Below are 26369 nucleotides of genomic sequence, written 5' to 3' on the forward strand. Positions count from 1 at the left end.
GCCACCTCCGGCCGTCTCATCCGATCGGCGATTGACCCGCCGCGACGGCTCCACTTAACGTAGAAACCGTTTTCTATCGATCATGGAGAGTGATCTATGGCCGACCGGCCGAAGGCGCTGTTCGCCATGCGTGCGCAGTACCTGCCGCAGCTCTTCCCGACCCCCCTCATGCGCCGGCTCGCCACGCTGGTGGACATCGATCTGTCGCTCGTCGCCCAGCGGTTCGACCGGCCGGAGATCGCCGAGGCCCTCGCCGACGCCGAGATCCTGATCACCGGGTGGGGGTCCCCTCGCGTGGACCAGGCGGTTCTCGCCGCCTCCCCACGGCTACGCGCCGTCGTGCACGCCGCGGGCAGCGTGCGCCCCCTGATCGACGAGGCGTGCTGGGATCGCGGCCTGCTGGTCTCCAGCGCGGCGCAGGCCAACGCGATGCCCGTGGCCGAGTACACCGTCGCCACGGTCCTGCTGGCCGGCAAGCGCGTCTTCGAGGCCCGGGAGCGCTACCGCGCCGACCCCGCCTACCGCCGCCCGGAGGACGACCCCTCCGTGGGCAACTACGGGCGCCGGGTCGGTCTCATCGGAGCGTCGCGGGTGGGACGCCGCGTGCTCGAGCTGCTCCGGCCGTACGACCTCACCGTGGCGCTCGCCGATCCGTACCTGAACGCCGCCGAGGCCGCCCGCCTCGGCGCGACGCTGCTGCCGCTGAACGACCTGCTCCGCACCAGCACCATCGTCAGTGTGCACGCCCCGGACATCCCGCAGACCCGGGGACTGCTGGACCGGCGCCGGCTCGCGTTGATCCCCGACGGGGGCGTGCTGATCAACACCGCCCGGGGAGCGCTGGTCGATCACGACGCACTGATCGACGAGCTGGTCGCCGGCCGCATCAGCGCGGTCCTCGATGTGACCGACCCCGAACCCCCGCCCGCGGACTCTCCCCTCTTCACCCTCCCCAACGCCTTCCTGACGCCGCACGTCGCAGGCTCGATGGGCAACGAGCTGGAGCGGCTCGGCAGGAGCGCGGTCGAGGAACTGGAACGGCTGACGGACGGCCGGCCGCTCGTCCACCAGGTGCGAAAGAGCGATCTGGAACGAGTGGCCTGAGAGGCCCCGCCGCCGGTGCCGGCCGGGTGGGGCCGTCGCAGGTCTCAGCCGATGCGGATCGGGAGCGCGCGGGGCCCGCGGACCTGGCCCGGCGCCCAGGTCACCGCGTCCGGGTCGTCGAGGGCGAAGGCCGGGACCCGTTCGAGCCAGACCTCCAGGGCGACCCGCAGCTCCATGCGCGCCAGGTGGGAGCCCACACAGCGGTGGATGCCCAGGCCGAACGCGGCGTGCCGGTTGACCTCACGGTCGATGACGACGTCGTCGGCCCGGTCGAACTGGGCCGGGTCGCGGTTGGCCGCCGGGAACGACAGCAGCACCCAGTCGTCGGCCTTCATGTCGACGCCGCGCCAGTGCATGTCCTCCTTGACCAGCCGCGCCATCGTGACCGGGGCGTAGACCCGCAGGAGCTCCTCGATCGCGGTCGGCACCAGCCCGGGCTCGGCGACCAGCCGTTCGCGGTCGCCGGGCGTCTTGGCCAGGTGCCACAACGACGCCCCGATCGCGCTCCACGTCGTGTCGATCCCGGCGATGAGGAGCAGGGCCATCGCGCCGGCCACATGCGACGGTTCGAGTTTCTGGCCGTAGAGCTCGGCGTTGAGGAGGTAGGTGGTGAGATCGTCGCGCGGGTCGTCGAGGTGGTCGCGGATCTGCTCGAGCAGGTAGTCGAACAGCTGGTCCATCCGCTGAATGCGCTCCTCCGTGGGCTGGTTGGCGCCTTCGAGGGCGTTCGCGACGAACTGGGCGAACTTCGGCGCGTCCTCCGGAGGGAAGCCGAGCATGCCGGCCATGACCCGCATCGGGATGTGCTGGGCGTAATCGCTCGCGGCGTCGACGACGTCCCGCCCCTCCAGCCCGTCGATCAGCGCGTGGCACAGCGCCCTGGTGTCCGCCTCGTACGCGGCGATCGCCCGCTTCGTGAACGCCGGGAGCAGCAGCCGGCGGGCGTCGTGGTGGAACGGCGGGTCGGAGGAGATCGGCGGCACCGCGCCCACCGGCGCCAGGCTCAGCGGGGGCCGGTAGTTGCTCACGACGATCGCCCGCGAGGAGAAGCGCTCGGTGTCGTAGGCGATCGCGGCGACGTCCTCGTACCGGGTGGGCAGCCACGCGCCGCCGAACCGCTCGGTGTGCGCGATCGGGCAGCGCCGGCGCAGGTCGTCCTGGATCGGGTACGGGTCGGCGGCCCATTCCGGCTCGGTGTGGGAGAAGTCGGTCGCCCAGTCCGCGACGGGACCGGTGACGACTTCGTTGCGCGTTCCGAGGAGCCGGGGGTCGTCCTGCGTGTCCCGGAAGTCGCGGGTGAAGCGGTCATCAACCGTCATCTCGGGCTCCTTCGTGAAGGTCGATGGCGTGTTCGGGGCAGTTGGCGGCCGCGCGTCGCGCGTCCTGCGCCTTGTCCGGCGGCACGACGCCGTCGCCGAGGACCGTCCCGAAGCCTTCGTCGTCCTCGCCGAACACGTCGGGGGCCAGGTCATAGCAGCGGCCGTGTCCCTGACAGCGCCCGGGATCGAGCTGAACTCTCACGATGCCTCTCCGATCTGGAAGTGTGCTGTCACGCGGAGCGGTGGGCGGCCTCGCGGGGCGCGGTCCGGCGGGAGAACCGCATGGCGCCGTCGTCGACGCGGCCGTACCGCAGGTCGACCAGGTCACGGGGGTAGCTCGTGCGAAGCCGCCACGGCGTCCGGGAGCCCGCCTTGGGGAACTCCTCGATGGAGCGCAGCACGTAACCGGCCTGGAAGTCCAGCAGCGGCTCCTCCGAGACGGTGGGGTCGTCGTTGACCGGCACACACTGATCATGGCCGTGGACGTCCAGATGGCGCAACAGCCGCATGACGTACTCGCTGACGAGGTCGGCCTTGAGGGTCCAGGACGCGTTGGTGTAGCCGATCGTGAAGGCGAAGTTCGGCACGCCGCTGAGCATCATGCCCTTGTAGGCCATCGTCTCCGGCACCGCGACGTCGCGGCCGTCGACGGTGAGCCGGATGCCGCCGAGGACCAGCAGCCGCAGGCCGGTGGCGGTGACGACGATGTCCGCGTCGAGTTCGGTCCCCGATTCCAGGCGCAGCCCCGTCTCGGTGAACTCCGTGATCCGGTCGGTGACCACCGACGCGCGCCCCTCGCGGATCGCTGCGTACAGGTCGCCGTCGGGGACGACGCACAGCCGCTGGTCCCACGGCCGGTAGCGCGGCTTGAAATGGGTGTCGACGTCGTAGCCAGCCGGCAGTCGCCGGATCGCCGCCTTACGGATGATCGAGCTCACGAGGCCCGGGCGACGGCGGCTGAGCCGGTAGAACAGCGTGACGGCGGTGATGTTCTTCCACCGCACGATCGGGTACGCCCGGCGGTCCCCGATCAGGCGCCGCAGGGTGTTCGCGATCGCGTCCTGGGCCGGCAGCGAGATGATGTACGTCGGTGAGCGCTGCAGCATCGTCACGTGCGCGGCCTCGTGGGCCATGGCCGGGACCAGCGTCACCGCCGTCGCGCCGCTGCCGATCACGACGACCCTCTTGCCGGTGTGGTCGAGGTCCTCGGGCCAGTGCTGCGGGTGGACCACGGTGCCGCCGAACCGCTCGACGCCGGGAAAGTGCGGCAGGTGGCCGGCGTCGTAGCGGTAGTAGCCGCTGCAGGCGTACAGGAAGCCGCACGTGTAGCGGACCGGTTCGCCGTCGTGGATCGCCTCGACCGTCCACCGGGCGTCCTCGCCGGACCAGGAGGCGCTCACGACGCGATGCCCGAAGCGGATGTGCCGGTCGATGCCGGCCTCGGCGGCGGTGTCGCGGATGTAGCGCAGGATCGACGGCCCGTCCGCGATGGCCTTCGCCTGCGTCCACGGCCGGAACCGGTAGCCGAGCGTGTGCATGTCCGAGTCGGACCGCACCCCCGGGTACCGGAACAGGTCCCACGTCCCGCCGATCGTTTCTCGCGCCTCCAGGATGGTGTACGTCTTGCCGGGGAGGGCCGCCTGGAGATGGTGGGCCGCGCCGATGCCCGACAGTCCGGCACCGATGATCAGCACGTCGACGTGCTGGGTCATGACCGGGCTCGTCATGACCGGGCTCCGGCGGCCGTGGCGGTGGCGGGCGGCACCGGCGGGGAGTTCCGGCGGCGCACGACCGCCCGGCCGCCCTTCGCCGGGGCGTTGGCGATGCCGCGTGAGTGCCATCGCTCGTCCGGCTCCGTGGTCGGCACCAGGGTGAGATCGCGCAGCAGGGTGCGCAGGACGACGTTCATCTCCATGGTCGCGAACGCGGCGCCCAGGCAGCGCCGGGCGCCGCCCCCGAACGGGATCCACTCGTACAGGTCCGGCTTGGCGTCGAGGAAGCGGTGCGGGTCGAAGGCCCGTGCGTTCGGGAACAGCGACTCGTCGTCATGGATCAGGGTGATGCCGACCAGCACCGTGTAGCCCTTCGGCAGCGTCCACCGCCCGAGCCGGAAGCCGTCGGCCTTCACGTGGCGCCCCACCAGGTCGATGACGGGGCGCGTGCGCTGCACCTCGACGATCGTCGCCTGGCGGAGCGCGTCACCGCCCGCGTCGGCCTCCGCGACGAGTTCGCGCAGGACCTCGGGGTGGCGGCGGAGCCGTTCGACCGCCCAGGCGAGGGTCGTCGCGGTGGTCTCGTGCCCGGCGGTGAGCAGGGTGAGCAGCTGGTCGCAGATCTGGCCGCGGCTCATCGGCGAGCCGTCGTCGTAGCGGCTCTGCAGCAGCAGCGCGAGGACGTCGTCGCGCTGGTCGAGGTCCTCCCCCGCCGCCTTGTCGATCAGCCGGTCGACGATCGCGTCGTAGCGCCGGCGCGCCATCCAGAACCGCCCCCACGGGCTCCACCGACCGAGGTCGACCTGCGGGATCGGCAGCACCGCGAGCCGGGAGCCGAACGAGACCCACGGCGGCAGCAGCGCCCGCAGCTCCGCGAGCTCGGCGCCGTCCGCTCCGAAGACCGCGCGCAGGATGGCGTTCAGCGTGATCCGCATCATCGCCGGCAACGTGGCGAACGGCCGGTCCTCCGGCCACGACGCCAGCTCGCGTACCGTCTCTTCCTCGATGATCTCCTCGTACGCCTTGAGCCGGCGGCCGTGGAACGGGGGCACGAGCAGCTTGCGCTGCTTGCGGTGCTCCTCACCCCTGAGCGCGAACAGCGAGCCGGGGCCGAGCACCCGCCCGAGATTCGGCTCCAGGTTCTCGACGAGGTCGGGATCGGCCGTGAACAGCTGTTTGATCTCGTCGGAGTCGCTGATGACCACGGCCCGGCCGAAGATCGGCACATTGACCTTGAAGGCATCACCGTAGCGGGCGCGCATCCGGCGCATCCCGCGGAACGGAGTGGCCAGTGCGAAGGCGCCCTGGACGAAACGCGGGGACGACGGGCCCGGCGGAAGCGTCACGTTCGTCATGGAGAAGCACCCCTCTCTGCATGGTACACGGCCGTACCGCGTCACGGTACGCCGTTGTACCATTCGATTCAAGGCCGGCCATGACGGGAGGTACAGCGTGACCACGGTGACGACCGTGCGGCGTCGGCGCGATGAAGAACGCGCCGCGACCGCGTCCGACGACACCGGCGGATTCCGCCGGCGGCTGCTCGACGGCCTCGCCGCGTCGATCGCGGAGAAGGGCTATCGCGCCACGACGGTCGCCGACGTCGTGCGCCGCGCGCGCACCTCCCGGCGCACCTTCTACGAGCACTTCGCGGGCCGGGAAGAGTGCTTCGTCGCGCTGTTGACCGACTCCAACGCCGAGATGATCCGGCAGATCTACGCCGCCGTCGACCAGACCGCGCCCTGGAAGAGCCAGGTGCGCCAGGCCGTCGAGACCTGGATCGCCTGCGCCGAGTCGGAACCCGCCCTCACGCTCAGCTGGATCCGCGACGTGCCGTCGCTCGGCGACTCGGCACGCCGCCTGCAGCGCGAGATGATGGAGGCGTTCGTCACGATGATCCAGACCCTCTGCGACACCGACGAGCTACGCGCCGCGGGCGTCGGCCCGGTGTCCCGCCAGGTCGTCGTCATGCTGCTCGGCGGACTGCGCGAACTGACCGCCACCACCGTCGAGGACGGCGGACGGATCAGCGACATCACCGAGGTCGCCGTCCAGGCCTCGATCGCACTGCTCGGACCGCACCCCGCGGCCTGAGAGCCGGGTCGAGCTGGAAGGTGCCGCCCCCGGGCGGGGCGGGGGCGGCACGTCCGTGGTGGCTAGTGGACGAACTTCCAGGTGAGCGGGATGTTGCCGAGGTTCGGGTCGGCGAGCCGGGAGAACGCCGGAAGACTCAGGTCGATGTGCGTGCTGGAGCAGCTCGGGCACTTGTCCTTGACCGGGACCGTGATCGTCCGCCCGTTGTAGGTCACCTGGACCGAGACGCCGTTGCAGAGCGGGTCGTTGTTCGGGTTGGCGGTGGTCCAGTACGCGGCGGGAACGGCCACGAGCATCTCCGTGGCCGCGTTGATCTGCGAGCCACAGGCACCGTAACCGGCGTCGTTGTAGTAGGTGGCGTTCCCGTTCATGGTCTGGCCGAACGGGATGTCCGCGTGTGCGGTGCCCTGCGCCAGGATGGGCAGTGCCATCGCCACGGCCAGTGTTCCGAGCGCCTTACTGATTTTCACCATGCTGAATCAGCGCATCCTTTCTGCACGGACTTCGGAATGGTCCGATCGGACCGTCAGGAGCCGACGGGAAATCGGACCGTCAGGAGCCGACGGGAAATCGGACCGTCAGGAGCCGACGGGAAATCGGACCGTCAGGAGCCGACGGGAAATCGGACCGTTAGGGGCCGACGGAAATCGGCCCGCACCGCCGGTCAGGCGGGGTTTTGGGCGTGGGTGAGGGTCTCCCACGCGACGAACAGGTTGTTCGTCCCGGCCGGCCGCTGCTGCTCGGTGAGCTTCTGGGTGTTGGCCATCGCGATGCCCATCCGGTTGTGCAGCGCGTTGAAGGCGACCTCCGTGACGGGCCCGAGGCCGCGCTTGAGCGTGCCGCCGCACAGCCAGGACGGCACGGCGGCGCCGAGCTGGTACTTGGCCTGGAAGCCCAGCGCTTGGCGGAGCCGCTCGCCGACCTCCGGGTAGAGGTCCTCTTTCTGGATCCGGCTCGTCTCGGCGACGTGCGAGATCGCCGAGATCCCGTATCCGGTGTGCACGAAGTCGCGGCAGGTCTCCTGGGTGAGCCCGGTGACGAACGTCGACTGGCCCTGCCAGTACTTGACGATCTCGGCCTTCGTGTCGATGCCGCTGCCGGCGGGGGCGACGGGGAGCGCGCCGTCCGAGGAGAGGTAGATGTAGGCGGGCACGCGCTTGCGGAACCTGGCGACCGCCTTGTCGTAGCTCGTCCGGTCGTCCAGGAAGACGGAGATGCCGACGGCGGCCTCCATCATGGAGAGCTCCCAGTTCCCGTTGCTGTTGGAACCGTTGATCACCTTCGGGAGGTAGACGTTCCGCAGCATCGCGGCGAACTTGCCGACGGCGTCGCTCGTCCAACCGGTGTAGGTGTAGCGGATGATCTCGGCGGCCCTCGGCCAGACCGACGCGGACCAGCCGGACTGCAACGGCGCGTTGCTGTTGGTGTGGTCCTTGAGCACCGCGGACCAGGCGTTCATGAGCTGGACGGCCTTGGCGGCGTACCGGCCGTCGCGGGTGATGTACCAGGCGAGTGCGTCCGTGTACGCCGCCAGCGCGTCCTCCCGCTCGTCGGTGCAGCCGTGGTTCGGGTTGCTGACCGGGCCGCACTCGACGACCGCGCGCGGCTTCGGCGTACGCGACAGGGAGGCGTACCTACTGGCCATCATCTGGTCGTAGGCGGACTTCCACGGCTGGGCGCCCGCGTTGACCTTCCCACGTACGAAGTCCAGCTGGGACCTGCTGACCAGAACGCCCGGATGGGTGAAGGCGGCCGGGGCGGCCTTCGCACCGAGGTTCACCACACCGGCGGTGCTCGTGGCGCCGCTGACCTGCGCGCAGCCGCTCGCCGCCAGCGCGGCGGCAAGGACGACACCGGCGATGGACCGGACACGGCGGCTGCCGGGAATTCGAGTCATGCACTGCTCCGCAGTTAAGGAGGTTTACGAAAAGCAGTCATGACCCTAGACAGCCGACCGGCCGGGGAATACGCGCTTACGCCGCTCTTAAGGAAGAAGGCCGCTCGCTTAGAACGGCCTTAAGGAAATGCGTCGCGCCGGGTGCGCTCAGGCCGGGCGGCGGCCCGGCGAGTGCCCGGTGCACTGCTTGTACTGCCGGCTGAAATACGCCAGGTCGGTGTAGCCGAGCGTCGCGGCGACCTGGCCGACGGACATGTTCGTCTCGGTCAGCAGCTGACGGGCCCGGTCGACGCGGGCGCGGATGAGATAGCGGGCCGGGGACATGCCGGTGTACGCGGTGAACCGCCGGGTGAACTGGGCGCGGGACAGCGCCGCGCGAGCCGCCAGCTCGGCCACGGTCCAGCGCCGGCTCGGATCCTGCCGGATCTCCTGGGTGATCTGTTCCAGGGCCGCGTCGACGCGCTCCGGCGCGGGCCGGGTGGCGTCGTCCCAGTACAGGCAGAGCAGCTGTTCCAGGCACAGCAGGCTCTGCCGGGCGCCGAACCGGTCGCCGCGCCGGTGGGCGGCGTCGCAGCGGCTCGCCAGCGCGGCGGCCAGCGCCGGGTCGCGCAGCCGGCAGCACCGCTCCGCGGGGACGACGGCGGCCGGGGCGACCGGCTCGCCGTCGGCGGTGCTCAGCGTCAGGTGCAGGCCGAAGACCAGGAGCCGCCGGCGCGGGTCGTGCCCGGCGACCGGCTCGTCGCCGGGCGCGAACAGCACGGAGCTGCCAGCCGCCAGCGCGTGCCGCCGTCCGTCCAGCGTCAGATGCCCGACACCGTCCACGACGTACCACAGGAGGTGGTCCGGCAGCGGGCGGGCGTGCCAGGACCAGGCCGGTTCGCAGCGCCAGTAGGTGGGCGCCGTGACCGGCCGCACGCGGATCTCCGCGCCGTACGGGGTGGGCAGCAGATGCGTCAAACAGTCAACTCCTCGCGTCGATCGTTCCTGGTCGATCACGGTCGGCTCGCCACATCATCTTCCCAAGGGCTGGATTTTCGTCCTCCAGCGGCCGATGCCACGCGAACGCGGAGAGAGGGACCATGAGCGATTCCGACAAAGAGGTGTTCGAACGGGAAGGCTACCTGGTGGCGCGCGGAGCGTTCCGCCCCGAGGAGGTGGAGCGGCTGAGGGACCACTTCATGGAGCTACGCCGGCGCGGTTCGCACCCGGACGACCTGGTGGGCGTGCGGGTCGCCGGACGGGACCCGCTGCGGCGGTACCCGCGGATGGCACAGATGCACCGATGGGACGACACCACTCTGCGGTGGCTCCTGGACTCCCGGCTCCGGGAGCGTCTCACCGCCCTGCTCGGCGAAGAGCCCTACGCCGTCCAGTCGATGCTGTACTTCAAGCCGCCCGGCTCCCGGGGTCAGGCCGTGCACCAGGACAACTTCTACCTGCGCGCGGAGCCCGGCACGTGCGTCGCGGCCTGGATGGCGCTGGATCCGGCCGACGAGGAGAACGGCTGCATGATGGTGGTGCCCGGCAGCCATCGCTGGCCGATCCTGTGCACCACCAAGGCCGACACCCGGGTGAGCTTCACCGACGTCACGGTCCCCCTGCCCGACGATCACCAGGCGCGGCCCGTGCGGATGGACGCCGGCGACGTGCTGTTCTTCCACGGCTCCCTGGTGCACGGCAGCATGCCCAACACGAGCGCCGGCCGGTTCCGGCGGGCGCTGATCGGCCACTACATCCAGGCCGAGGCCCGGCAGGTCGCCCAGTACTTCCATCCGGCGCTGCGCATGGACGGCACGCCACTCCGACTGGACGTCAGCGAGGGCGGCGGCCCGTGCGGAGAGTGGACCGAGGCCGACGGCGTCCCCGCCATCGCCATGACGGGCCGGCAGACCATCACCCGCAAGCACGAGTGAGCGGACCGGCGCCTGACCGCGCGGGCGCGCTCACGAGGCGTTGAGGGCGACGTCGTCGACGACGAAGCCGGTCTGCAGGGAGGCGTCCTCCGTGCCGGCGAAGGACACCGACACGGTCTGGCCGGCGAAGGACGACAGGTCCAGCGCGACGGCACGGTAACCCGCGGCGGCGTCGACGTTGGTGTACGTCGCGACGGTCCGGGTGCCGACCTTGACGGTCAGGGTGTCGTAGGCGACGGTGCCCGTCTCGGCCGTGTCGATGTGCAGCCAGAAGTTGAGGACCGCCCGGCAGCCCGCGGGGATCGTCACCGTCTGCGCGAGGGTGTCGGTGTGGGTGGTCCCGTAACCGTCCAGCCACGCGAAGCGGGTGCCCGTGTGGGCGGTCTCGCCGCTGCCGTTGGCCAGGATCACGTTGGGGGTGCTGGTCCAGGGCGACGCGCCGTTCTCGAACCCGCCATTGACGATCTTGTTTCCGGGTGCGACGCAGGGGCTGGTGCCGGACCGGAAGGCGGTGAGGCCGTTCGGGGTCCCCAGACCGGTCGGCCCGTCGTAACCGGCGCCGGCGGTGCACAGGTAGGCCGGGGTGCAGGTGCCGTTGCGGCCGGACGCGACGTCGAACAACGCCGCCGGGTGCTGGTACGGGAAGGACGCGGCGTAGTTCTGGGCCGGCGGGGGCCCGGCCAGCGCGTACACGCCGGCGATGATCGGAGCGGCGGCGCTGGTGCCTCCGTAGACCTGCCAGCCGCCGGACTGGTACGTGTCGTAGACCGCCACACCGGTGGCGGGGTCGGCGACCGCGGAGACGTCGGCGACCGTGCGCCTGCCGCACCCTCCGTCGCTCTGCCACGACTGCTTGGCGGCGTACGCGGAGCATCCAGACCCGGAGCCGTTCCACGCCGTCTCGCTCCAGCCGCGCGCGCCGGACGCCCTGTACAGGCTGGTGCCGCCGACCGCGGTCGTGAAGCGGGACGCCGCCGGGTATTCGATCCGATATCCGTCGTCACCGGAGGAGGCGGTGATCGCCACTCCGGGATGGTCGAAGTAGGCGGCGTCGAAGCTCGGAGCGTCGGTGGTCTCCGGCCCGCCGTAACTGTTGGAGACGTACTTCGCGCCCATGCGGACGGCGGTGTTGACCGCCCCGCCGAGTTCGGAGAGGTACGGCTGAGCGGCCTCGACCAGCAGGATCCGGCAGCTCGGGCAGATGGCGGACGCCATGTCCAGGTCCAGCGACTCTTCCGCCGCCCAGCCGGCGTCCGGGGTGGGCAGGCTGTTGCCCCCGTTCTCGTCGACCTTCCGGAAGCAGCCGTTCGCGGTGGTGCACGGCGGGAGCCCGTACTGGGAGCGATAGACCGCGAGGTCGGACTCGGCGTTCGGATCGTCGTACGCGTCGACGATCGCGATCGTCTGCCCGGCGCCGCCCGAGGACGGCAGCGCGTAGGCGCTCCGCAACTCGGCGGGTCCGAAGCCGGCAGGCGCGATCAGATGCTGGATGCCGCGCGACGGCTTGACGTCGGTCCGGATCAACGTGAGGCACGCCACCTGGTTCCGGTGCGTCGGCGGCGCGCACGCCCGCCTGGTCAGCATCTTTCCAGCGGGGATCGCCGCCACACCGCCGTGGTTCCGCGGCCCCGGATCGGTGGTACGTGCCGCGGCGGGAGAGGCCACGAATCCGACGGCCAGGACGATCGCGGCGAGCGCCGTAAGGCCGGCACGTCTCCTCCACGACTGCTCAATGTCCGACATGGCGCTTCTCCTCGGCCGGGTGTCGACGATGTCTCCGCGCGACCGCGAGCGGTCACGACGACCACCGTCGACAGTTCCGGCCGAGGAACCGGAAACCGGCATGCCGGTGATGCCGAACCTTGGCGATTCGATTAACCCACCGGCACCAAGGCCGGGACGCGGCCGTGGCCTCCCGCTCCCCAGCAGCCTCCATGGGCCGATCGTGCGGCCGGTCACAACCTTGGGGAAATCATTGCACTGTGCGTGAATGCGAGGTCAGGCAGGGGGGAGGGCCTTCAAGGACCGAACTTCTACCCGGGGAAGAGGGTGGACACCATGACAACCCGGTCGGTCTATGACATGGAGCAGCACCCCGATCTGGCGGAGCTGCGCGCTCGATACGACCGAGCGGCGGAGACGCCGGCGGCGCAGGTCGTCAGCGGCCTGACCTTCCTGAGCGGCCTGTACCTGGCGATCTCGCCGTGGGTCGTGGGACTGAACGGACGCACGACCATTACGGTCAACAACCTGATCACCGGGATCGCCCTCGCACTGCTCGCCGTCGGATACGCGTCCGCGTACGGGCGAATGCACGGCGTCACCTGGGTGGCCCCGCTCATCGGTATCTGGACGATCATCGTGCCGTGGGTCCTGCCCGGGCACCGAGGCACCACCGCTGAGATCGTCAACAACGCCCTCACCGGCGTCGTGATCATCCTATGCGGCCTGGCCGCGACCGGAATCGGCATGATGTCGGCGGCCCGGCACCGGGCGAGGACGATGACGTAGGCGTCGTCCGGGAACCGCCGCGAAACGAACGGAGTCCATGATCGAGAGCCGGCGGCAGCCGTTCCCACGGCTCTGCCGGCGCTCGCATGTCCGTCAGCGCCCGGTGTCCCATTTCAGGGGCACGGCGTCAGGGACGGGCTCACCGGCCGCAGGCTCACCGGGCTCACCGGGCTCACCGGGCTCACCGCCGGCTTCGGTGAACGCCCGCAGCCCGTCCACCAGCCCGGCCCGGTGATCCGCGGGCATCGCGGCGACGATGGCCGCGATCTCCTCCCGCCGGCGAGCCGTGACCTCTTCCACGATCTGCAGCCCGGACTCGGTCAGCCGCAGCAGGACCTCCCGGCGGCTGGCCGGGTTGGTCCGCCGGCTCACCAGGCCCGCGGCCACGAGCCGCTCGACCATCCGCATCGCGGTGGAGGGATTGACCGCGAGATCCTCGGCGAGGGTCACCAGCTTGGTCTCTCGATGGGTGGCCAGCACCACCAGCAGGCGGAACTGGGGAAGCGTCACCCGCTCCCCCACCGACGCGAGCGACCGAACCGAGATCCCCACCAGCAACCGCGAGGCGGTCAGCACCGCGGACGTCACGGCGTCGACGTGCTCTGCCGATGCCGGATCCGGCCGCACCGGTTCGATCGCACTTTCGGTCATGGGTCTGTTCTACCCCGTATCTCGGCCGCTCATTGCACGGTGCAATGATCGGCCGTCCGGCTCAGCGCTGACGCGCGACCGCCGTCCAGCCGGCCCGCAGCGGTTTCTCGATGCGCGTGGGCCGCCACTCGCACAGGTGGACCACGCCGGGCTCGAGGATGTCCAGGCCCTCGAGGTAGCCGGTGACCTGGTCGCGGGTCCGCGCGATGAAGGGGGCGTTCGCGCCCCGGTAGGCGGTCGCCACGTCCGCGTTGCGGCGTTCCTCGACGGCGGCGTGGGAGAGGATGACGTGGCTTCCGGGTGCGAACTCGTCCCGGTACTTCCGGACGAGACCGGCCGGGTTCTCCTCGTCGGCGACGAAGTGGAGGACGGCCACGAACAACAGCCCGACCGGGCGGCCGAAGTCGATCAACCGCCGGGTCTCCGGGTCCTCGAGGACGGCGCCCGGATCGCGCAGGTCGGCGTGGACGACGGTGGTGCGCTCGTCGGAGGCCAGCAACGCCCGCGCGTGGGAGATCACCACCGGGTCGTTGTCCACGTAGACCACCCGGGCGTGCGGGTGAACGGACTGGGCGATCTCGTGCACGTTGCCCTGCGTCGGCAGACCCGAGCCGAGATCGATGAACTGGTCGACACCGCGGTCCGCGACGTGCCGCACGGCCCGCTGGAGGAACTCCCGGTTCGCCCGGGCGACCGCGCCGACGTCGGGCAGGGCCTCGGTGACCTTCTCGGCGGCCGCCCGGTCGGCGGCGAAGTGATCCTTCCCGCCGAGGAAGTAGTCGTACATCCGTGCGACGCTCGGCGTGGTGGGGTCCAGGTCGAGCCCGGCCTGCCCGACCCTGGCACGTTCATTCATCCAGCGGGTCATCGGCCGCGGCCTCCACCGCTGCGAACGATCACGCGGAGATCGTACTAGGGCGGGTCTTGGTCGTGGCGCGCTCCGGGCGCCGACGGCCGGACCGGGATCCACCGGACACGCCCTGACGTCGGCTCGGGCGATCGTGGGCATCGCGCGACTACACGATGTGAGGATGTGGCGGACCCGGGTCGCCGTCACCATGGGTATACGCGGCGTGTGGCCCGGCCGGCCGCGTCGGCCCGGGGGTGCCCGCGGCCCGTGCTCGTGGCGGCCACCGTCGTCATCCCGGCTCGCCATGGGACAGGGGGAGGTGGACCGGATGGCCAACGGCCGGTGTCACGAACTCCGCATCGGGGTGCTCGGCTCGTACGGCGGGTTGAACCTCGGCGACGAGGCGATCCTCGCCTGTGTCCTCGACAGCCTGCGGCAGATACGGCCCGCTGCGCAGCAGGTCGTCTTCAGCCGGCACCCTGAGCACACCCGCACCTGTTTCGGCACCCCGGCGGTGGGCTACACCGAGGTCTCGCTGGGGCAGCTCGCGGAGATAGAGGCCGGGCTCGACCTGCTCATCCTCGGCGGGGGCGGCATCCTCCACGACGGCCTGGCCGCCTCGGTGATGCGGCCGGTGCGCCTCGCGCACCGGCTGGGCGTCCCCACCTTCGGCTACGCGATCGGCGCCGGGCCGCTGACCGGTCACGAGGAGATCGACGTCGTACGGGACACCATCGAGCGGATGACCGACCTGACGGTCCGGGACCACGAGTCGATACTCGTCCTCGAAGGGATGGGGGTCACCCGGGAGATCCCGGCGACCGCCGACGCGGCGGTGCTGCTCGAGCCGGAGGAGTTCACCGAGGAGATGCTGCTCCGGGAGGGCATCGACGGCCAGGCCCGCCTGGTGGGGCTCTCGGTGCGCGAGCCGGGCCGGGCGGCCGACAACCTCGACGAGAGCAGCTACCACGGTCTGCTCGCCGAGGTCGCGGACTTCATGACGTGCAGGTACGAGGCCCAGGCGGTGTTCATCCCGATGGAGCGCGGGGACATCGCCCACTCTCACGCGGTGCTCTCGGCGATGAGCGCCCCGGAGAACGCACGGGTGCTCAATCGCACGTACAGTCCCGGGCAGATCGCCGGGCTGATGCGTCACCTGGACTTCGCCGTCGGCATGCGGCTCCACTTCCTGATCTTCGCCGCCCGCGCGGGCGTACCGGTGCTGCCGTTGCCGTACGCGGGGAAGGTCTTCGACTTCGCGCAGACGATCGGTGCTCCCGCCCTGACCGGCATCGCGCGGCGGCAGGCGGGCCCGCTCCTGGCCCAGCTCGATCGGCTGTGGGACGAACGGGGTGCGTGCTCCGCGATGCTGCGGGAGCGATTCCAGGTCCTGCGCGAGCGCGCGCGGGAGAATCAGGCGCGGTGCCGAGCGCTCATCGATCGGCTGGCCCCGGTCTGATGGCGCCGGACCGGTTCGTGCACGACGCCCGTGACAGCGGACTCACCGGGGACGGGCGCACCAACGACCAGCCCGCCCTGCAGGCCCTGGTCGACGAGCTCGGGGCGGCCTACGCGGCCGACGGCCGGCCGCGCACCATCTTCTGCCCGTCGGGGCTGTACTCGATCCGGGACCGGGGCACCGTCTGGCGGAGCGGGGTGTCCCTGATCGGCGCCGGGCCGGCGGCAACGCGGTTCGCCCTGGCCAACCCGGGCGACCCGGACACCGCGACCCCGCTGGCCTACTTCACGGCTCTGCAGCACGGCGCCGGCCGCGGGAACCCCGTCGCCGACTGCACCTTCGCGCGGTTCGAGATCGACGGCTCCGGCGTGAGCCTCCCCCAGTACGACGTGCTGTCCAAGGGGCTCGGCCTGCAGTACGTCCTGCGCGGGCGCTTCCACGACCTCTACATCCACGACACGCCCGCCACCGGGTTCGGCTGCGACTTCCTGCAGGACAGCTTCGTGGACGGCCTGCTGGTCGTGCACTGCGGGCGGCTGGAACGCCAGGGCGAGTGGCTGGGAGGAGCCGGCATCGGCATCGGCACCGGCGGCTGGGGTTCCACGGAGCGCTGCACCGTGTCCTCGTGCACGACGGTGCGCAACGGCACCAACGGCATCTTCTTCGAGCTTCAGGACCGGCGGTGGCCGGCGACCCGCGGCATCCGGGTGATCGGCTGTCACTCGGAGGGCAACCGGTTCGGCGTCTCCGACTGGGGCGCCGACGGACTGGTCGTCTCCGGGTGCACGCTGATCGGCAACCACCAGGCCGGCTACGACGTCTCGGCGCTGGGCACGTCCGCGGTCGCCGGGCGCGGCGGGATCGTGACCGGCTGCATCATCGAGGACAACGTCTGGGACGGTGTCGCGATCGGCAATACGCCGGGCCCGTACACCCTGGCGGGCAACCGCATCAGCCGCAACGGCCGGTACGGGTACTGGCAGCACAACCTGGCCGGCGGCCCCCAGGAGGCGGCCGGCAACATGATCATCGATGCCAACGAGTTCTGGGACAACGGCCTGGACGGCATCTTCATCGACTCGGCCCTCGCGGATCCCGACATCGCCGGTAACCGCCTCCGCGGCAACGGCCGCCAGTGCGAGCCCGCCACCGAGGGCGAAGGCGACATGGTCTCCTATGGGGCGCAGTCGCTGATCGACACCGCGGCCGACTGGCGGCCGAACGGGCACATCGGCAAGTGCGTCACGGCGGGCGTGCAAGAGGCCATCGTGATGGGCAACAGCGCCACCGAACTCGCCCTCGCGCCCTTCCGCCCCGGCGCCATGACCGCGTGGCCGGACGGCACTCCCTCCCCCGGATCCCCGTACCGGCTGCCCGAGGCCCCCGACGTCAGAGCCGGGCTCACCCTCGCCGCCGCCGTCGACAGCCCGACGATCCGCGACAACCGCGTCTGGGACGCCCAGGCCCGCAAGACCCAGACCCACGGACTGGTCATCACCGGCGCCGGCACCTGCGGCGCGGCCTGGGTCCACGACAACGACCTGACCGGCAACGCCGTCGCCGCGACCCGTTTCGACACCGCACCCTCCGGGGGCTGCTGGTGCCACAACCACGGCCTCGACGAATGCCCCGGCAAGCCCGGAAGCGGCCGGTGACCTCACTACTACTCATGTAGTAGGTTGACTCACAGTAGGCGAGCGGTGACCACACGGTCACCGCTCGGCAGCCGCCGCCTGCCGGGCCGTACACGCACGCCGAACCTGTCACCGACTCGGGGAGAGAGATGACAAGGCCGGAAGCCTTGACCGAAGCCGACATCGCCGGCGTCGGAAGATACGTGGTGAAGAAGTTGCCGGAGGTCACTCTGGCCTTCTGGATAATGAAGATCGCCGCGACGACGCTCGGCGAGACGGCGGGCGACCTGTTCGCCCAGACACTCAAGCTGGGCTACTTCCTCACGACGATCGCGCTGTTCCTGATCTTCCTCGTCACGCTCGTGGTCCAGCTCGCTTCAAAGCGGTACAACCCGTTCTCCTACTGGACGGTGATCATGTCCACGAGCATGGTCGGCACCACGACGTCGGACTTCATGAACCGCGACGCAAGCGCCAAATTCCTCTCCGAAGGGGCGAAATCGCTCGGCTGGGGGCCGCAGGGTCTCGGCCTGGACTACCCGGTCGGCGCCGCGATCTTGACCTCGATCCTGATCGCCGTCTTCGTGGTCTGGAAGTTCAGCGGGCTGACCTTCGCGATCCGCGACATCGACACCTTCCGCGGCGAAGCCCTGTTCTGGTCCGCGATCCTCGTCTCCAACACACTCGGCACCTCGATGGGCGACTTCCTGTCCGACAGCTCAGGCCTCGGGTACGGCGGAGGCGTCCTGCTCATCACCGGGCTGCTCGCCGCACTCCTCGCGCTCAGATACGCACCCGCCGTGCCGAACGTGCTGCTGTTCTGGCTCGCCTTCGTCCTGACCCGCCCGTTCGGCGCCACGGCCGGCGACCTCCTCACCAAGCCGGCCGCGAAAGGCGGCCTCGACCTGGGGACCGCCGGCTCGTCCGCCGTCCTGCTCGCCACCTTGTTCGCCCTGATGGGCTGGGCCCACGTCCGGAACGGCCGTCGGCCGGCCATCGCCACCTAGAAAATCTCCAGACCGCCTACTATCGTGATAGTAGAAATCTTCTGGGATGAATGGGAAACGATGCTGGTCAACCTCCTGTTCGGCAGCGCCGGCCTGGTGTTCATCTGGCACCTTCAACTCGCGCCGCTGCTGATCGACCGGCCCGGCCGAGGCGACGCCGACGACCCGGCGACGCGGCGCGCGGACGACGCGCCGCGGGGATCACAAGCGCCGTGATCGCGGCTGAGGCGATCAGAACGTAGCGGTTTCCGCACGGCGGCGTGCCCGCCCGAGCTCCCCTCCCGGCTCGGCCCGTCCATCCCGCGATGTAGCCGTACATCGGTCGGTGGACCTTCGTGACCTGCCGGAATCCTCCGGTCGGGCGACGAATGTGCCTGAGGCGGCGCCGTACCGTTCTCCTCGAGAACGCCGCCGAATCCCCCAAGGAAACGATAATGATCGAGGCCAAGGGCCTGACGAAACGCTATGGCGACAAGACCGCGGTGAACGACCTCTCGTTCACCGTCAAACCCGGGGTCGTCACCGGCTTCCTCGGCCCGAACGGGGCCGGCAAGTCCACGACGATGCGCATGATCCTCGGTCTGGACCGGCCGACCTCCGGTTCGGTGACCGTGAACGGCCGGGCGTACGCCGACCACGCCGCGCCCCTCCACGAGGTCGGCGCGCTCCTGGAGGCCAAGGCCATCCACACGGGCCGGACCGCCTACAACCACCTGCTCGCGCTCGCCGCGACCACCGGCATTCCGCGCGGCCGGGTCGACGAGGTGATCGACCTGGTCGGCCTGCGCGACGTCGCCCGCAAGCGCGCCGGCGGGTTCTCCCTCGGCATGGGCCAGCGCCTCGGGATCGCGTCGGCGCTGCTGGGCGACCCCAAGACGCTGATCCTCGACGAGCCGGTCAACGGCCTGGACCCCGAGGGCATCCTGTGGATCCGTAACCTGCTCAAGGACCTGGCCGCCGAAGGACGTGCCGTCTTCGTCTCCTCCCACCTGATGAGCGAGATGGCCCTGACCGCCGAGCACCTCATCGTCATCGGGCGGGGCCGGCTGATCGCCGACACGTCCGTCGCCGAGTTCATCGAGCGCGCCTCCACGGGCCGGGTCAAGGTCCGCTCCCCCCAGGCGTCCCGGCTGCGCGCCCTGCTGGCGGGCCCGGACGTCACGGTGGCGGACACCGAGGAGGGCACCCTCCTCGTCAGCGGGCTCATCAGCGACCAGATCGGCCAGATCGCCGCCGACAACGGCGTCACGCTGTTCGAGCTGGCACCGCAGCAGGCCTCGCTGGAAGAGGCGTTCATGGAGCTGACCGGCGAGTCCGTCGAATACCGGGCCCCCGCCCGTACCGCAGAGAGGTCCGCGGCATGACCACCGCCACCACGACCGTCCGGCCCGGCAGGGTCAGTCAGCTGCGCGTCCTGAACTCCGAGTGGATCAAGCTCAGGACCCTCCGTTCGACCTTCTGGTCGCTGTTCGCCGCGATCGTCGCGACGATCGGCCTCGGCATGCTCTTCAGCTGGGGCTTCGCCACCCGTGTCGGCGACCACGCGCGTCCCATTCACGACGCCGCGACCATGGCGGTGACCGTGCCGCTGCGGCCGTACGTCATCGCCCAGCTCGCGGTCGGCGTGCTCGGCGTCATGGTGATCACGGGCGAGTACTCCACCGGGATGATCCGCGCCACCCTGTCCGCGGTCCCCCGCAGGCTCCCCGTGCTGTGGGCCAAGGCCGCGGTGTTCAGCGTGGTCGTCCTGGTCCTCATGGAGATCGTGTCCTTCGCGACCTTCTTCGGCGGCCAGGCGATCCTGTCCTCCCAGCACATCCAGGCCACGCTCTCCTCGCCGCAGGCCCTGCGGATCGTCACCGGGGTCGGGCTCTACCTCACGGTCGTCGGCCTCCTCGGCACCGCGCTCGGCGCCATCATCCGCAGCACCGCCGGGGCCATCGCCGCGCTGTTCGGCATCCTGCTGGTGCTGCCGGTCCTGGGCGAGGTCCTCAACCTCACGTCCTGGGGCAAGCACATCACGCCGTACCTGCCGAGCAACGCCGGCGGCGACCTGCTCACCAACGCCCCCGACCCCGGGTCGCTCGGCCCGTGGACGGGATTCGGGGTCTTCGTCCTGTACACCGTCGTCGCGATGGCGGTGGGCGCGTACCTGCTCAAGCGCAGGGACGCCTGACGCTCGATGATCGGCACCTCGCCCGAGTCCGGCCCCGGCGCGCTCACCGCGCGCTGGGGCCATCGCCTGCGTACGCTCGCCGGCCGGCATCCCGCCGCCGTCGACGGCGCGTTCGCGCTCATCCTGCTCCTCATCGGAGTGCCTCACCTGCTCAAGGAGCCGCCCCGGCAGCCGTTTCTCGGCTGGGGACTGCAGATCGCGCTCCTCGTTCCGCTGATCTGGCGGCGGCGCGCACCGTTCACCGCCTTCGCCGTGGTCGCGGCGCTGGCGTTCGTGCAATGGCTCGGCGGAGTGCTCCTGTCGACAGGCGACGTCGCCGTGCTCGTCGCGCTCTACTCGGTCGCGGCGCACTCGACGCTGCGCCGGCTGCTCGTGGCGGCGGGCATCGTGGAGATCGGCGTCGCGATGGCCACCGACCAGTGGGCCCCGCGGGGTCACCTGGGGAAGGTCTTCGTGCTGCTGTCCGGGATGACCACGGCCGCAGCCGTCATCGGGCTGAACATGCGCACCCGCCGCGCCTACCTGGCGTCGCTGGAGGACCGCGCCGCCCGCCTCGAGAAGGAGCGCGACCAGCAGGCCCAGATCGTCGCCGCCGAGGAACGCGCGCGGATCGCCCGCGACGTCCACGACATCGTCACCCACAGCCTGTCGGTCATGGTCGCCCTCACCGACGGCGCTGCCTACACCCTTCCGGCCTCTCCGGAGCGGGCCGCCGACGCCGTGTCCAAGGCGTCGGAGATCGGGCGCCAGGCCATCGCGGAGATGCAGCGCGTCCTGGAGGTACTCCGCCAGGACGCCCCGCCGTCCGCCGGGCTGAGGCGCCCGCAGCCGGGGCTGGGCCAGCTCGACGCGTTGCTCGCCGAGGTCCGCGCCGCGGGACTCCCGGTGGAGTTCGTGGTCACGGGACGGCCGCCCGCCATGGCCTCCGGGGCCGAGCTCACCGTCTACCGTCTCGTCCAGGAGGCGCTCACCAACGTCCGGAAGCACACCCCGCCCGGCACCACCGCCCGGGTACGGCTCGAGTACACCGCGGCGCACGTCGAGGTCGAGATCACCGATGACGGGCGGCCGGCCGTCGGCGTTCCGTCCGGGCCGCGGCGCACCGGGCACGGCATCGCCGGGATGCGCGAACGCGTCGCCGTCTACGGCGGCCTGATGCAGGCCGGTCCGCTGCCCGACGGCGGCGGCTGGCGGGTCCACGCCCGTTTCGAACCGTCCCAGCTGGAGAGCGCCAGATGATCAAGGTTCTGCTCGTCGACGACCAGCCGTTGCTGCGCATGGGCTTCCGGCTGGTGCTCGAGACACAGCCCGACATCGCCGTCGTCGGTGAGGCCGGTGACGGCGCCGAGGCCCTCGCCCAGGTGGCCTCGCTGGCCCCCGACGTGGTGCTGATGGACGTACGGATGCCGGGCATGGACGGCCTCGAGGCCACCGAGCGGATCACCCGCGACCACGCCGGCTCTCGCGTCCTCATCCTGACGACGTTCGACCTCGACGAGTACGCGTTCGCCGCCCTCCACGCCGGCGCCGCCGGTTTCCTGCTCAAGAACGTCCAGCCCGCCGAAATGATCGCGGGCATCCGCACGGTCGCCGCGGGCGACGGCGTCGTCGCGCCCCGGCTCACCCGGGTGCTCATCCAGTCGTTCACCCGCCTGAACCGCGCACGGCCGGGCTCCGCCGACGACCCACGTCTCGACCGGCTCACCGACCGGGAGCGCGAGGTGCTCATCGAGATGGCGAAGGGACTCTCCAACGCCGAGATCGCCGCCGAGCTCGGACTGTCCGAGGCGACGGTGAAGACGCACGTCAGCCGCATCCTGCCCAAACTCGGCCTCCGCGACCGTGTCCAGGCCGTCGTGCTGGCCTACCAGACCGGACTGCTGCGACCACCGTGAACCGGCATGGGATAACACCGAAAGGACGACTGCTAACCTTTCTCTAATCTAACGCTCGGCTTTGTGAAAATGTGCGCCCGAATTACTGATGGCGCCGCATTGATATGCCGGATCGTGCCATCAAGAGGCGGCGGTATGTCATCCTTGTCGGCATGGCGACGAGTCACCTTCAAAACAGCCCCATTACCGTTACGCGGCGGGCGATGAGCAAAGTCCCGGAAGTGACGGCCTACTTCTGGATCGTCAAGGTCTTGACCACCGGAATGGGCGAGACGACCTCCGACTACCTGGCCCATCGCCTCAACCCGATCATCGCGGTCGCCCTGGCGGGGATCCTCCTCGCGGTCTCACTGGCAATCCAGTTCGGCGCTCGGCGCTATGTCGCCTGGATCTACTGGACTTCCATCACCATGGTCAGCGTCTTCGGCACGATGGCCGCCGATGTGCTGCACGTCGCCCTCGGCATTCCGTACCTCATTTCGACCGCATTCTTTATGGTCACGCTGGCCGCGATCTTCGCGATCTGGTACGCGAGCGAGAGGACGCTGTCCATTCACAGCATCGTGACGATGCGCCGGGAGCTGTTCTACTGGGCCACCGTCATGACGACGTTCGCGCTCGGCACCGCCACGGGTGACATGACCGCGGTCACCGTTCACCTCGGATACCTGGCCTCGGGCGTCATGTTCGCCGTCCTGATCGCGCTCCCGGCCCTGGGCTACCGCTGGCTGCGGATGAACGCCGTCTTCGCCTTCTGGTTCGCCTATGTCCTCACCCGGCCGCTCGGCGCGTCGTTCGCCGACTGGATGGGGGTGTCGCACGCCCGAGGCGGTCTCGCCCTGGGCACGGGTCCGGTCAGCCTGGCCCTGGGCGTCGTCATCGTCGGCTTCGTCGGCTATCTGAGCGTGACCCGCAAGGACACGGCACGCTGATCAGGATCACCTGCACCGGGGCGGCACGCCGCGATCACGGTCCCGTGATCGTCCGGACGGCCGCGACGTAGCCGCGCACCGCCGGTGCGGACAGGGCGCCGGCGGGCAGCTCGACCACGAACGCGCTGTCGGGCACCACGGTGTTCTCCCAGCCGGTGGCGCTGCCCGGATAGTCGGTCAGGGGCCGCGCCGGAAGCCCCACCTGCCGGGCGAAGCGCCGCTCGACCTCCTTCGGTCCCTCCGAGGTGTCGACCACGGCCATGTGCTGGTGGAACCAGATCCCCACCGCCGGCCTGATCCGGCGGATCAGGGCGGCGGCCGACCTGGACTCCGGTTCCGAGAGGGGACCGGACCCGGCGAAGAACTCCGAGCCCGGCGGCCCGAGCGACCGCCAGCCCGCGGGGAAGTTCCGGTTGAGATCGACTCCGCGGGCGTTGCCGCGCGTGCGTGCGGCGACTCCATCGGGGTTGAGGACCGGGATCACCCACAGGTCGGCGCGGGCGGGAGCCGGGCCGTCGACGAGCGCCCGGGCGACCGCGATCCCCGCCGCCTCGTTCCCGTGGATGGAGCCGACGACCAGCACCTTCCGCGGGCTGGCCGGATCGCCCGACTCGACCGCGACGATGGGAACGCCATGGACGGAGCCGCCGAGCCGCACGGAACGGCGGACCGTCGCGGACGGAGGCGTCCCGCCGGTGGCCGGTGTGGCGGTGCCGCCGGACGCCTCGCACGCGCACGGGAGCAGCAGCGCGAGGACGCACACGGCCGGCCACCGGCCGCGCCACGGCGTCCGGTCCGGTCCCCCGCTCGTCGCCACGGTCGCCTCACCACCCCGTATGGGAGCGCACCCATGGGGTGACTACCCGGGAACCCTCACCGGGAGACCTCTTCTCGCCGGTTCACCCGCGGCCGCTCGTCCACACGTCGGTGATGGGGCTGCGCGAGGCGCTCGCCCCGGCGTGGGACAGGCCGTAGGCGTCCTCGACGGTCCGCAGCACGCTGTAATGGTCGATCTTCTCGGGATAGGCGCCGGGCTTCACGGGCGCTCCGGCGAAGATGGTGGCGATCTTGTTGCCGGGAGAGCCGTCGTTCTCGTCGAAGGTGACAATCAGCAGGCTGTCGTGGGTGCGCGCCCACCGGACATAGCCGTCCAGGTTGTCCCGGACCCAGGCGTCTCCGGTCTTCACCGGGCAGTTGTGCATGTCGTCGCACATGTCAGGGATGACGAACGACACCGTGGGCAGCGCGGCGTAGTCGGACGGGAAGTCGGCGAAGGACCGGCTCACCGCGTCCGGCAGGTCGGGGAAGTCCGCCCAGGGGACGTGCTTGCGGGCATAGCGCCCGCCGGCACAGGCGGTCCGGTCGAACGCCGGGAGTCCCTCGGCGTAACCGGCGAAGGTCAGCCCCGCCGCGGAGAGTTCCGACGCGAGGTTCGGAGCCGTGTAGGAGTGCGGGCAGGAGTCGTCGGTGAGCCCTTGCGTCGATCCGGAGAACAGCGCCAGGTAGTTCGGCTGGCTCGGGTGCCGGACCGCGTAGGAGTCGGTGAACAGCGCGCCGCCCCGGGCCAGCGACGTCAGGTACGGCGCGTCGCGGGCACCGATGATCTGGGAGTCGGACTTGTTCTCCAGCACGACCACGACCACGTGCCCGAGCCGCGGCACCGAGGGGGCCGTCGAGCGCGGACCGGCGGCAGGGGCGGAACCACTCTTGCCGCACGCTGCCGCCAGGAACCCGGCGAGGGCCACCATCGTGAGGAGCAGAGCACGCCGTTCTTTCACGACCGGCCTCCGGCGCAGGATGCAACTACTACCCCGATAGTACATAGATCCAGGCCCGGGCTCAGGCTCCCGCGGCGGTCACGATCGCGTCGGTGGCGAACCCGGCCAGCACGCCCAGCAGGATGCCCCAGGTGGTCAGCGTCTTCAGCCCCAGCTTGCGGGCCACCGCCAGCAGTTCGATCACCACGTACAGGATGGATCCGGCGGCCAAGGTGAGAAATCCGATGGACAGCGTGTCATTGACGACACGCTGGCCGATGAGAGTGCCCAGGAACGTCGGGCCGCCGCCGATGAGGCCGAGTAGCGCCAGGTAGCCCCATGACGGACGGCGGCTTTCGGCGGCCATGGGGGCGACGATTCCGAATCCTTCGGTCGCGTTGTGCAGGCCGAATCCGATGATGAGCAGGACGGCGAGCTGCAGCTCGCCGTGGGCGGCGGAGTTGCCGATCGCCAGGCCCTCGGCGAAGTTGTGCAGCCCGATGCCGATCGCGATCATCATCGGCAGGTCGCCCAGGCGCGACAGAGCAGAGGTCTCGGCCCGGAAGTCGGTCGCCGACGCCGCGCCGGGACCGGACCGCGCCGGAGCCGTCGGCCTGGCGCGGCGTGCGATCGCGCGGTCGAAATGGACGAGGCCCAGCAGACCGATGCCGAAGCAGACCGCGAACACCGCCCCGTTGCCGATCGCCGCGCCGTACCCGTGATGGCCGAGCGCGGTGTCGATCGGCTCCCACGCGTGTGCGAGCACGTCCCACAAGAGGAAGATCAAGATGCCGGTGGCGGTCGCGTTGAGCAGGGCTCGGACCTTTGGCAGAGGCGCGCGCATCCGGCCGATCGGCAGGCCGAGATAGATGGTGAAGCCGGCTATCGCTCCGAGCACGGCGATCTGAGCGGATCCCATGAGGACACTCCGAGAGTCGAGATATGAGGCATGCCTCTGCCGCACCGTTCGCGCACGCTGGACAGGCAAGGCTTGCCTAATACTACTGCGATAGTAGTGAGATCACTCGGCGTCGTCGTGGCGCAGCAGTTGCTGCAGCAGGCGCTCGTCCTCGGGGGCCAGGTCGGACACGAACCGGGCGAGCACCGCCGCGCGGTCGCGGCGCCGCCGGAGCAGGTCGTGCATGGCGGTGGCCGTGTGCGCCGCCTCGTCGACGTTGGGCGAGTAGACGAATCCGCGGCCGGCCCGGGTGCGGGTGGCCAGGCCCTTGCGGTGCAGCCGCGCGAGGGTGGTCATCACCGTGGTGTAGGCCGGGGTGTCGGGCAGCACGGCCTGCACGTCGGCGGGGCTCATCGGCCGGCCGCCATGCCACAGGGCGGCCAGCACGGCGTCCTCGAGCATGCCGGCGGGCCGCCGTCCCTGCTCATGCTCCTTGGTCACGTCGATCTCCATACACCCGGGTATTACCTCGATAGTAGATCACTCGGAACGAGAAGGCC

Annotated in this window: 27 protein-coding genes; 13 read left to right on the forward strand and 14 right to left on the reverse strand. The window is 70.6% G+C overall.

Features of this window, described 5'->3' with window-relative positions; all coding sequences use genetic code 11:
* The first annotated feature begins 96 nt into the window (after positions 1–96).
* Positions 97–1104, forward strand: coding sequence for a hydroxyacid dehydrogenase (locus ACYVF7_RS38745; RefSeq protein WP_460350548.1), 1008 nt, complete (start codon positions 97–99; stop codon positions 1102–1104).
* Between the two features lie 44 nt (positions 1105–1148).
* Here the strand turns inward: ACYVF7_RS38745 and ACYVF7_RS38750 are convergent, their stop codons facing one another.
* The 4 genes from ACYVF7_RS38750 to ACYVF7_RS38765 are packed head-to-tail and all read right to left on the reverse strand — an operon-like array spanning position 1149 to position 5490.
* Positions 1149–2423, reverse strand: a complete 1275-nt coding sequence (locus tag ACYVF7_RS38750; protein WP_460350550.1) for a cytochrome P450 — start codon at positions 2421–2423, stop codon at positions 1149–1151.
* Positions 2413–2625, reverse strand: coding sequence for a ferredoxin (locus ACYVF7_RS38755; RefSeq protein ID WP_460350552.1), 213 nt, complete (start codon positions 2623–2625; stop codon positions 2413–2415). The genes ACYVF7_RS38750 and ACYVF7_RS38755 overlap by 11 nt, the downstream gene beginning before the upstream one ends.
* Before the next feature lie 28 nt (positions 2626–2653).
* On the reverse strand, positions 2654–4150 hold the full coding sequence (locus tag ACYVF7_RS38760; protein WP_460350554.1) for a flavin-containing monooxygenase: 1497 nt from the start codon (positions 4148–4150) through the stop codon (positions 2654–2656).
* A complete protein-coding gene (locus tag ACYVF7_RS38765) occupies positions 4147–5490 on the reverse strand; it encodes a cytochrome P450 (protein WP_460350556.1) in 1344 nt (447 codons plus the stop codon). The genes ACYVF7_RS38760 and ACYVF7_RS38765 overlap by 4 nt, the downstream gene beginning before the upstream one ends.
* A 97-nt stretch (positions 5491–5587) precedes the next feature.
* Here ACYVF7_RS38765 and ACYVF7_RS38770 point away from each other — a divergent pair, with 97 nt between their 5' ends.
* Positions 5588–6229: a TetR/AcrR family transcriptional regulator gene (locus ACYVF7_RS38770; protein WP_460350558.1), complete on the forward strand. Its 642-nt coding sequence runs from the start codon at positions 5588–5590 to the stop codon at positions 6227–6229.
* A 62-nt stretch (positions 6230–6291) separates the two neighbouring features.
* Here ACYVF7_RS38770 and ACYVF7_RS38775 read toward each other — a convergent pair whose 3' ends face one another.
* The 3 genes from ACYVF7_RS38775 to ACYVF7_RS38785 all read right to left on the reverse strand — a co-directional run bounded on the left by ACYVF7_RS38775 (position 6292) and on the right by ACYVF7_RS38785 (position 9083).
* Positions 6292–6702, reverse strand: coding sequence for a cysteine/serine endopeptidase inhibitor (locus ACYVF7_RS38775; protein WP_460350560.1), 411 nt, complete (start codon positions 6700–6702; stop codon positions 6292–6294).
* Between the two features lie 191 nt (positions 6703–6893).
* Complete coding sequence (locus ACYVF7_RS38780) at positions 6894–8126, reverse strand: alginate lyase family protein (protein ID WP_460350562.1); 1233 nt, start codon at positions 8124–8126, stop codon at positions 6894–6896.
* A gap of 147 nt (positions 8127–8273) precedes the next feature.
* Entirely contained in the window at positions 8274–9083 is an 810-nt protein-coding gene (locus tag ACYVF7_RS38785) for a helix-turn-helix domain-containing protein (RefSeq protein ID WP_460350564.1), read from the reverse strand.
* Between the two features lie 122 nt (positions 9084–9205).
* Here ACYVF7_RS38785 and ACYVF7_RS38790 point away from each other — a divergent pair, with 122 nt between their 5' ends.
* Complete coding sequence (locus tag ACYVF7_RS38790) at positions 9206–10039, forward strand: phytanoyl-CoA dioxygenase family protein (protein WP_460350566.1); 834 nt, start codon at positions 9206–9208, stop codon at positions 10037–10039.
* A gap of 30 nt (positions 10040–10069) precedes the next feature.
* Here the strand turns inward: ACYVF7_RS38790 and ACYVF7_RS38795 are convergent, their stop codons facing one another.
* The gene (locus ACYVF7_RS38795; protein WP_460350568.1) at positions 10070–11782 is read right to left on the reverse strand and encodes a S53 family peptidase; all 1713 of its coding nucleotides are present in this window, start codon (positions 11780–11782) and stop codon (positions 10070–10072) included.
* Between the two features lie 315 nt (positions 11783–12097).
* Between ACYVF7_RS38795 and ACYVF7_RS38800 the strand changes: the two genes are divergently transcribed.
* Positions 12098–12550: an SPW repeat protein gene (locus ACYVF7_RS38800; RefSeq protein ID WP_460350570.1), complete on the forward strand. Its 453-nt coding sequence runs from the start codon at positions 12098–12100 to the stop codon at positions 12548–12550.
* A gap of 93 nt (positions 12551–12643) precedes the next feature.
* On the opposite strand, the gene ACYVF7_RS38805 is transcribed toward ACYVF7_RS38800, so the two are convergent.
* A complete protein-coding gene (locus tag ACYVF7_RS38805; protein ID WP_460350572.1) occupies positions 12644–13201 on the reverse strand; it encodes a MarR family winged helix-turn-helix transcriptional regulator in 558 nt (185 codons plus the stop codon).
* A 61-nt stretch (positions 13202–13262) separates the two neighbouring features.
* Positions 13263–14057, reverse strand: a complete 795-nt coding sequence (locus tag ACYVF7_RS38810; protein WP_460350574.1) for an SAM-dependent methyltransferase — start codon at positions 14055–14057, stop codon at positions 13263–13265.
* A 298-nt stretch (positions 14058–14355) separates the two neighbouring features.
* Between ACYVF7_RS38810 and ACYVF7_RS38815 the strand changes: the two genes are divergently transcribed.
* The 9 genes from ACYVF7_RS38815 to ACYVF7_RS38855 all read left to right on the forward strand — a co-directional run bounded on the left by ACYVF7_RS38815 (position 14356) and on the right by ACYVF7_RS38855 (position 23154).
* Positions 14356–15510, forward strand: coding sequence for a polysaccharide pyruvyl transferase family protein (locus ACYVF7_RS38815; protein WP_460350576.1), 1155 nt, complete (start codon positions 14356–14358; stop codon positions 15508–15510).
* A 17-nt stretch (positions 15511–15527) separates the two neighbouring features.
* A complete protein-coding gene (locus ACYVF7_RS38820) occupies positions 15528–17165 on the forward strand; it encodes a right-handed parallel beta-helix repeat-containing protein (RefSeq protein WP_460350578.1) in 1638 nt (545 codons plus the stop codon).
* A gap of 128 nt (positions 17166–17293) precedes the next feature.
* A complete protein-coding gene (locus tag ACYVF7_RS38825; RefSeq protein ID WP_460350580.1) occupies positions 17294–18151 on the forward strand; it encodes a COG4705 family protein in 858 nt (285 codons plus the stop codon).
* Positions 18152–18211: 60 nt separating this feature from the next.
* Positions 18212–18367 (forward strand): hypothetical protein, encoded by a 156-nt coding sequence (locus tag ACYVF7_RS38830; protein WP_460350582.1) that lies wholly within the window; start codon positions 18212–18214, stop codon positions 18365–18367.
* Between the two features lie 218 nt (positions 18368–18585).
* Positions 18586–19515 (forward strand): ABC transporter ATP-binding protein, encoded by a 930-nt coding sequence (locus ACYVF7_RS38835; protein WP_460350584.1) that lies wholly within the window; start codon positions 18586–18588, stop codon positions 19513–19515.
* On the forward strand, positions 19512–20327 hold the full coding sequence (locus ACYVF7_RS38840) for an ABC transporter permease subunit (protein ID WP_460350586.1): 816 nt from the start codon (positions 19512–19514) through the stop codon (positions 20325–20327). Before ACYVF7_RS38835 ends, ACYVF7_RS38840 begins: the two co-directional genes overlap by 4 nt.
* Before the next feature lie 6 nt (positions 20328–20333).
* Positions 20334–21566 (forward strand): sensor histidine kinase, encoded by a 1233-nt coding sequence (locus ACYVF7_RS38845; RefSeq protein WP_460350588.1) that lies wholly within the window; start codon positions 20334–20336, stop codon positions 21564–21566.
* Positions 21563–22222, forward strand: a complete 660-nt coding sequence (locus ACYVF7_RS38850) for a response regulator (protein WP_460350590.1) — start codon at positions 21563–21565, stop codon at positions 22220–22222. Before ACYVF7_RS38845 ends, ACYVF7_RS38850 begins: the two co-directional genes overlap by 4 nt.
* A 203-nt stretch (positions 22223–22425) precedes the next feature.
* A complete protein-coding gene (locus ACYVF7_RS38855; protein WP_460350592.1) occupies positions 22426–23154 on the forward strand; it encodes a COG4705 family protein in 729 nt (242 codons plus the stop codon).
* A 34-nt stretch (positions 23155–23188) separates the two neighbouring features.
* Here ACYVF7_RS38855 and ACYVF7_RS38860 read toward each other — a convergent pair whose 3' ends face one another.
* The 4 genes from ACYVF7_RS38860 to ACYVF7_RS38875 all read right to left on the reverse strand — a co-directional run bounded on the left by ACYVF7_RS38860 (position 23189) and on the right by ACYVF7_RS38875 (position 26310).
* Positions 23189–23971 carry a M14 family zinc carboxypeptidase gene (locus tag ACYVF7_RS38860; RefSeq protein ID WP_460350594.1) on the reverse strand — a complete coding sequence of 261 codons (783 nt, stop codon included), beginning with the start codon at positions 23969–23971 and terminating at the stop codon, positions 23189–23191.
* An 82-nt stretch (positions 23972–24053) separates the two neighbouring features.
* A complete protein-coding gene (locus ACYVF7_RS38865) occupies positions 24054–24932 on the reverse strand; it encodes an alkaline phosphatase family protein (RefSeq protein ID WP_460350596.1) in 879 nt (292 codons plus the stop codon).
* 61 nt (positions 24933–24993) lie between these two features.
* Positions 24994–25830 (reverse strand): ZIP family metal transporter, encoded by an 837-nt coding sequence (locus ACYVF7_RS38870; RefSeq protein ID WP_460350598.1) that lies wholly within the window; start codon positions 25828–25830, stop codon positions 24994–24996.
* A 102-nt stretch (positions 25831–25932) separates the two neighbouring features.
* Positions 25933–26310, reverse strand: a complete 378-nt coding sequence (locus ACYVF7_RS38875) for a BlaI/MecI/CopY family transcriptional regulator (RefSeq protein ID WP_460350600.1) — start codon at positions 26308–26310, stop codon at positions 25933–25935.
* Between the last annotated feature and the right edge of the window lie 59 nt (positions 26311–26369).

The sequence above is a fragment of the Actinoallomurus acanthiterrae genome (assembly GCF_054775715.1).

Coding starts and splice junctions, on each gene's coding strand:
- ACYVF7_RS38775 (WP_460350560.1), bottom strand. CDS start 6,702: ATGGTGAAAATCAGTAAGGCGCTCGGAACACTGGCCGTGGCGATGGCA.
- ACYVF7_RS38845 (WP_460350588.1), top strand. CDS start 20,334: ATGATCGGCACCTCGCCCGAGTCCGGCCCCGGCGCGCTCACCGCGCGC.
- ACYVF7_RS38805 (WP_460350572.1), bottom strand. CDS start 13,201: ATGACCGAAAGTGCGATCGAACCGGTGCGGCCGGATCCGGCATCGGCA.
- ACYVF7_RS38765 (WP_460350556.1), bottom strand. CDS start 5,490: ATGACGAACGTGACGCTTCCGCCGGGCCCGTCGTCCCCGCGTTTCGTC.
- ACYVF7_RS38835 (WP_460350584.1), top strand. CDS start 18,586: ATGATCGAGGCCAAGGGCCTGACGAAACGCTATGGCGACAAGACCGCG.
- ACYVF7_RS38795 (WP_460350568.1), bottom strand. CDS start 11,782: ATGTCGGACATTGAGCAGTCGTGGAGGAGACGTGCCGGCCTTACGGCG.
- ACYVF7_RS38760 (WP_460350554.1), bottom strand. CDS start 4,150: ATGACGAGCCCGGTCATGACCCAGCACGTCGACGTGCTGATCATCGGT.
- ACYVF7_RS38750 (WP_460350550.1), bottom strand. CDS start 2,423: ATGACGGTTGATGACCGCTTCACCCGCGACTTCCGGGACACGCAGGAC.
- ACYVF7_RS38815 (WP_460350576.1), top strand. CDS start 14,356: ATGGGACAGGGGGAGGTGGACCGGATGGCCAACGGCCGGTGTCACGAA.
- ACYVF7_RS38745 (WP_460350548.1), top strand. CDS start 97: ATGGCCGACCGGCCGAAGGCGCTGTTCGCCATGCGTGCGCAGTACCTG.
- ACYVF7_RS38850 (WP_460350590.1), top strand. CDS start 21,563: ATGATCAAGGTTCTGCTCGTCGACGACCAGCCGTTGCTGCGCATGGGC.
- ACYVF7_RS38780 (WP_460350562.1), bottom strand. CDS start 8,126: ATGACTCGAATTCCCGGCAGCCGCCGTGTCCGGTCCATCGCCGGTGTC.
- ACYVF7_RS38830 (WP_460350582.1), top strand. CDS start 18,212: ATGCTGGTCAACCTCCTGTTCGGCAGCGCCGGCCTGGTGTTCATCTGG.
- ACYVF7_RS38790 (WP_460350566.1), top strand. CDS start 9,206: ATGAGCGATTCCGACAAAGAGGTGTTCGAACGGGAAGGCTACCTGGTG.
- ACYVF7_RS38825 (WP_460350580.1), top strand. CDS start 17,294: ATGACAAGGCCGGAAGCCTTGACCGAAGCCGACATCGCCGGCGTCGGA.
- ACYVF7_RS38870 (WP_460350598.1), bottom strand. CDS start 25,830: ATGGGATCCGCTCAGATCGCCGTGCTCGGAGCGATAGCCGGCTTCACC.
- ACYVF7_RS38840 (WP_460350586.1), top strand. CDS start 19,512: ATGACCACCGCCACCACGACCGTCCGGCCCGGCAGGGTCAGTCAGCTG.
- ACYVF7_RS38810 (WP_460350574.1), bottom strand. CDS start 14,057: ATGAATGAACGTGCCAGGGTCGGGCAGGCCGGGCTCGACCTGGACCCC.
- ACYVF7_RS38800 (WP_460350570.1), top strand. CDS start 12,098: ATGACAACCCGGTCGGTCTATGACATGGAGCAGCACCCCGATCTGGCG.
- ACYVF7_RS38855 (WP_460350592.1), top strand. CDS start 22,426: ATGAGCAAAGTCCCGGAAGTGACGGCCTACTTCTGGATCGTCAAGGTC.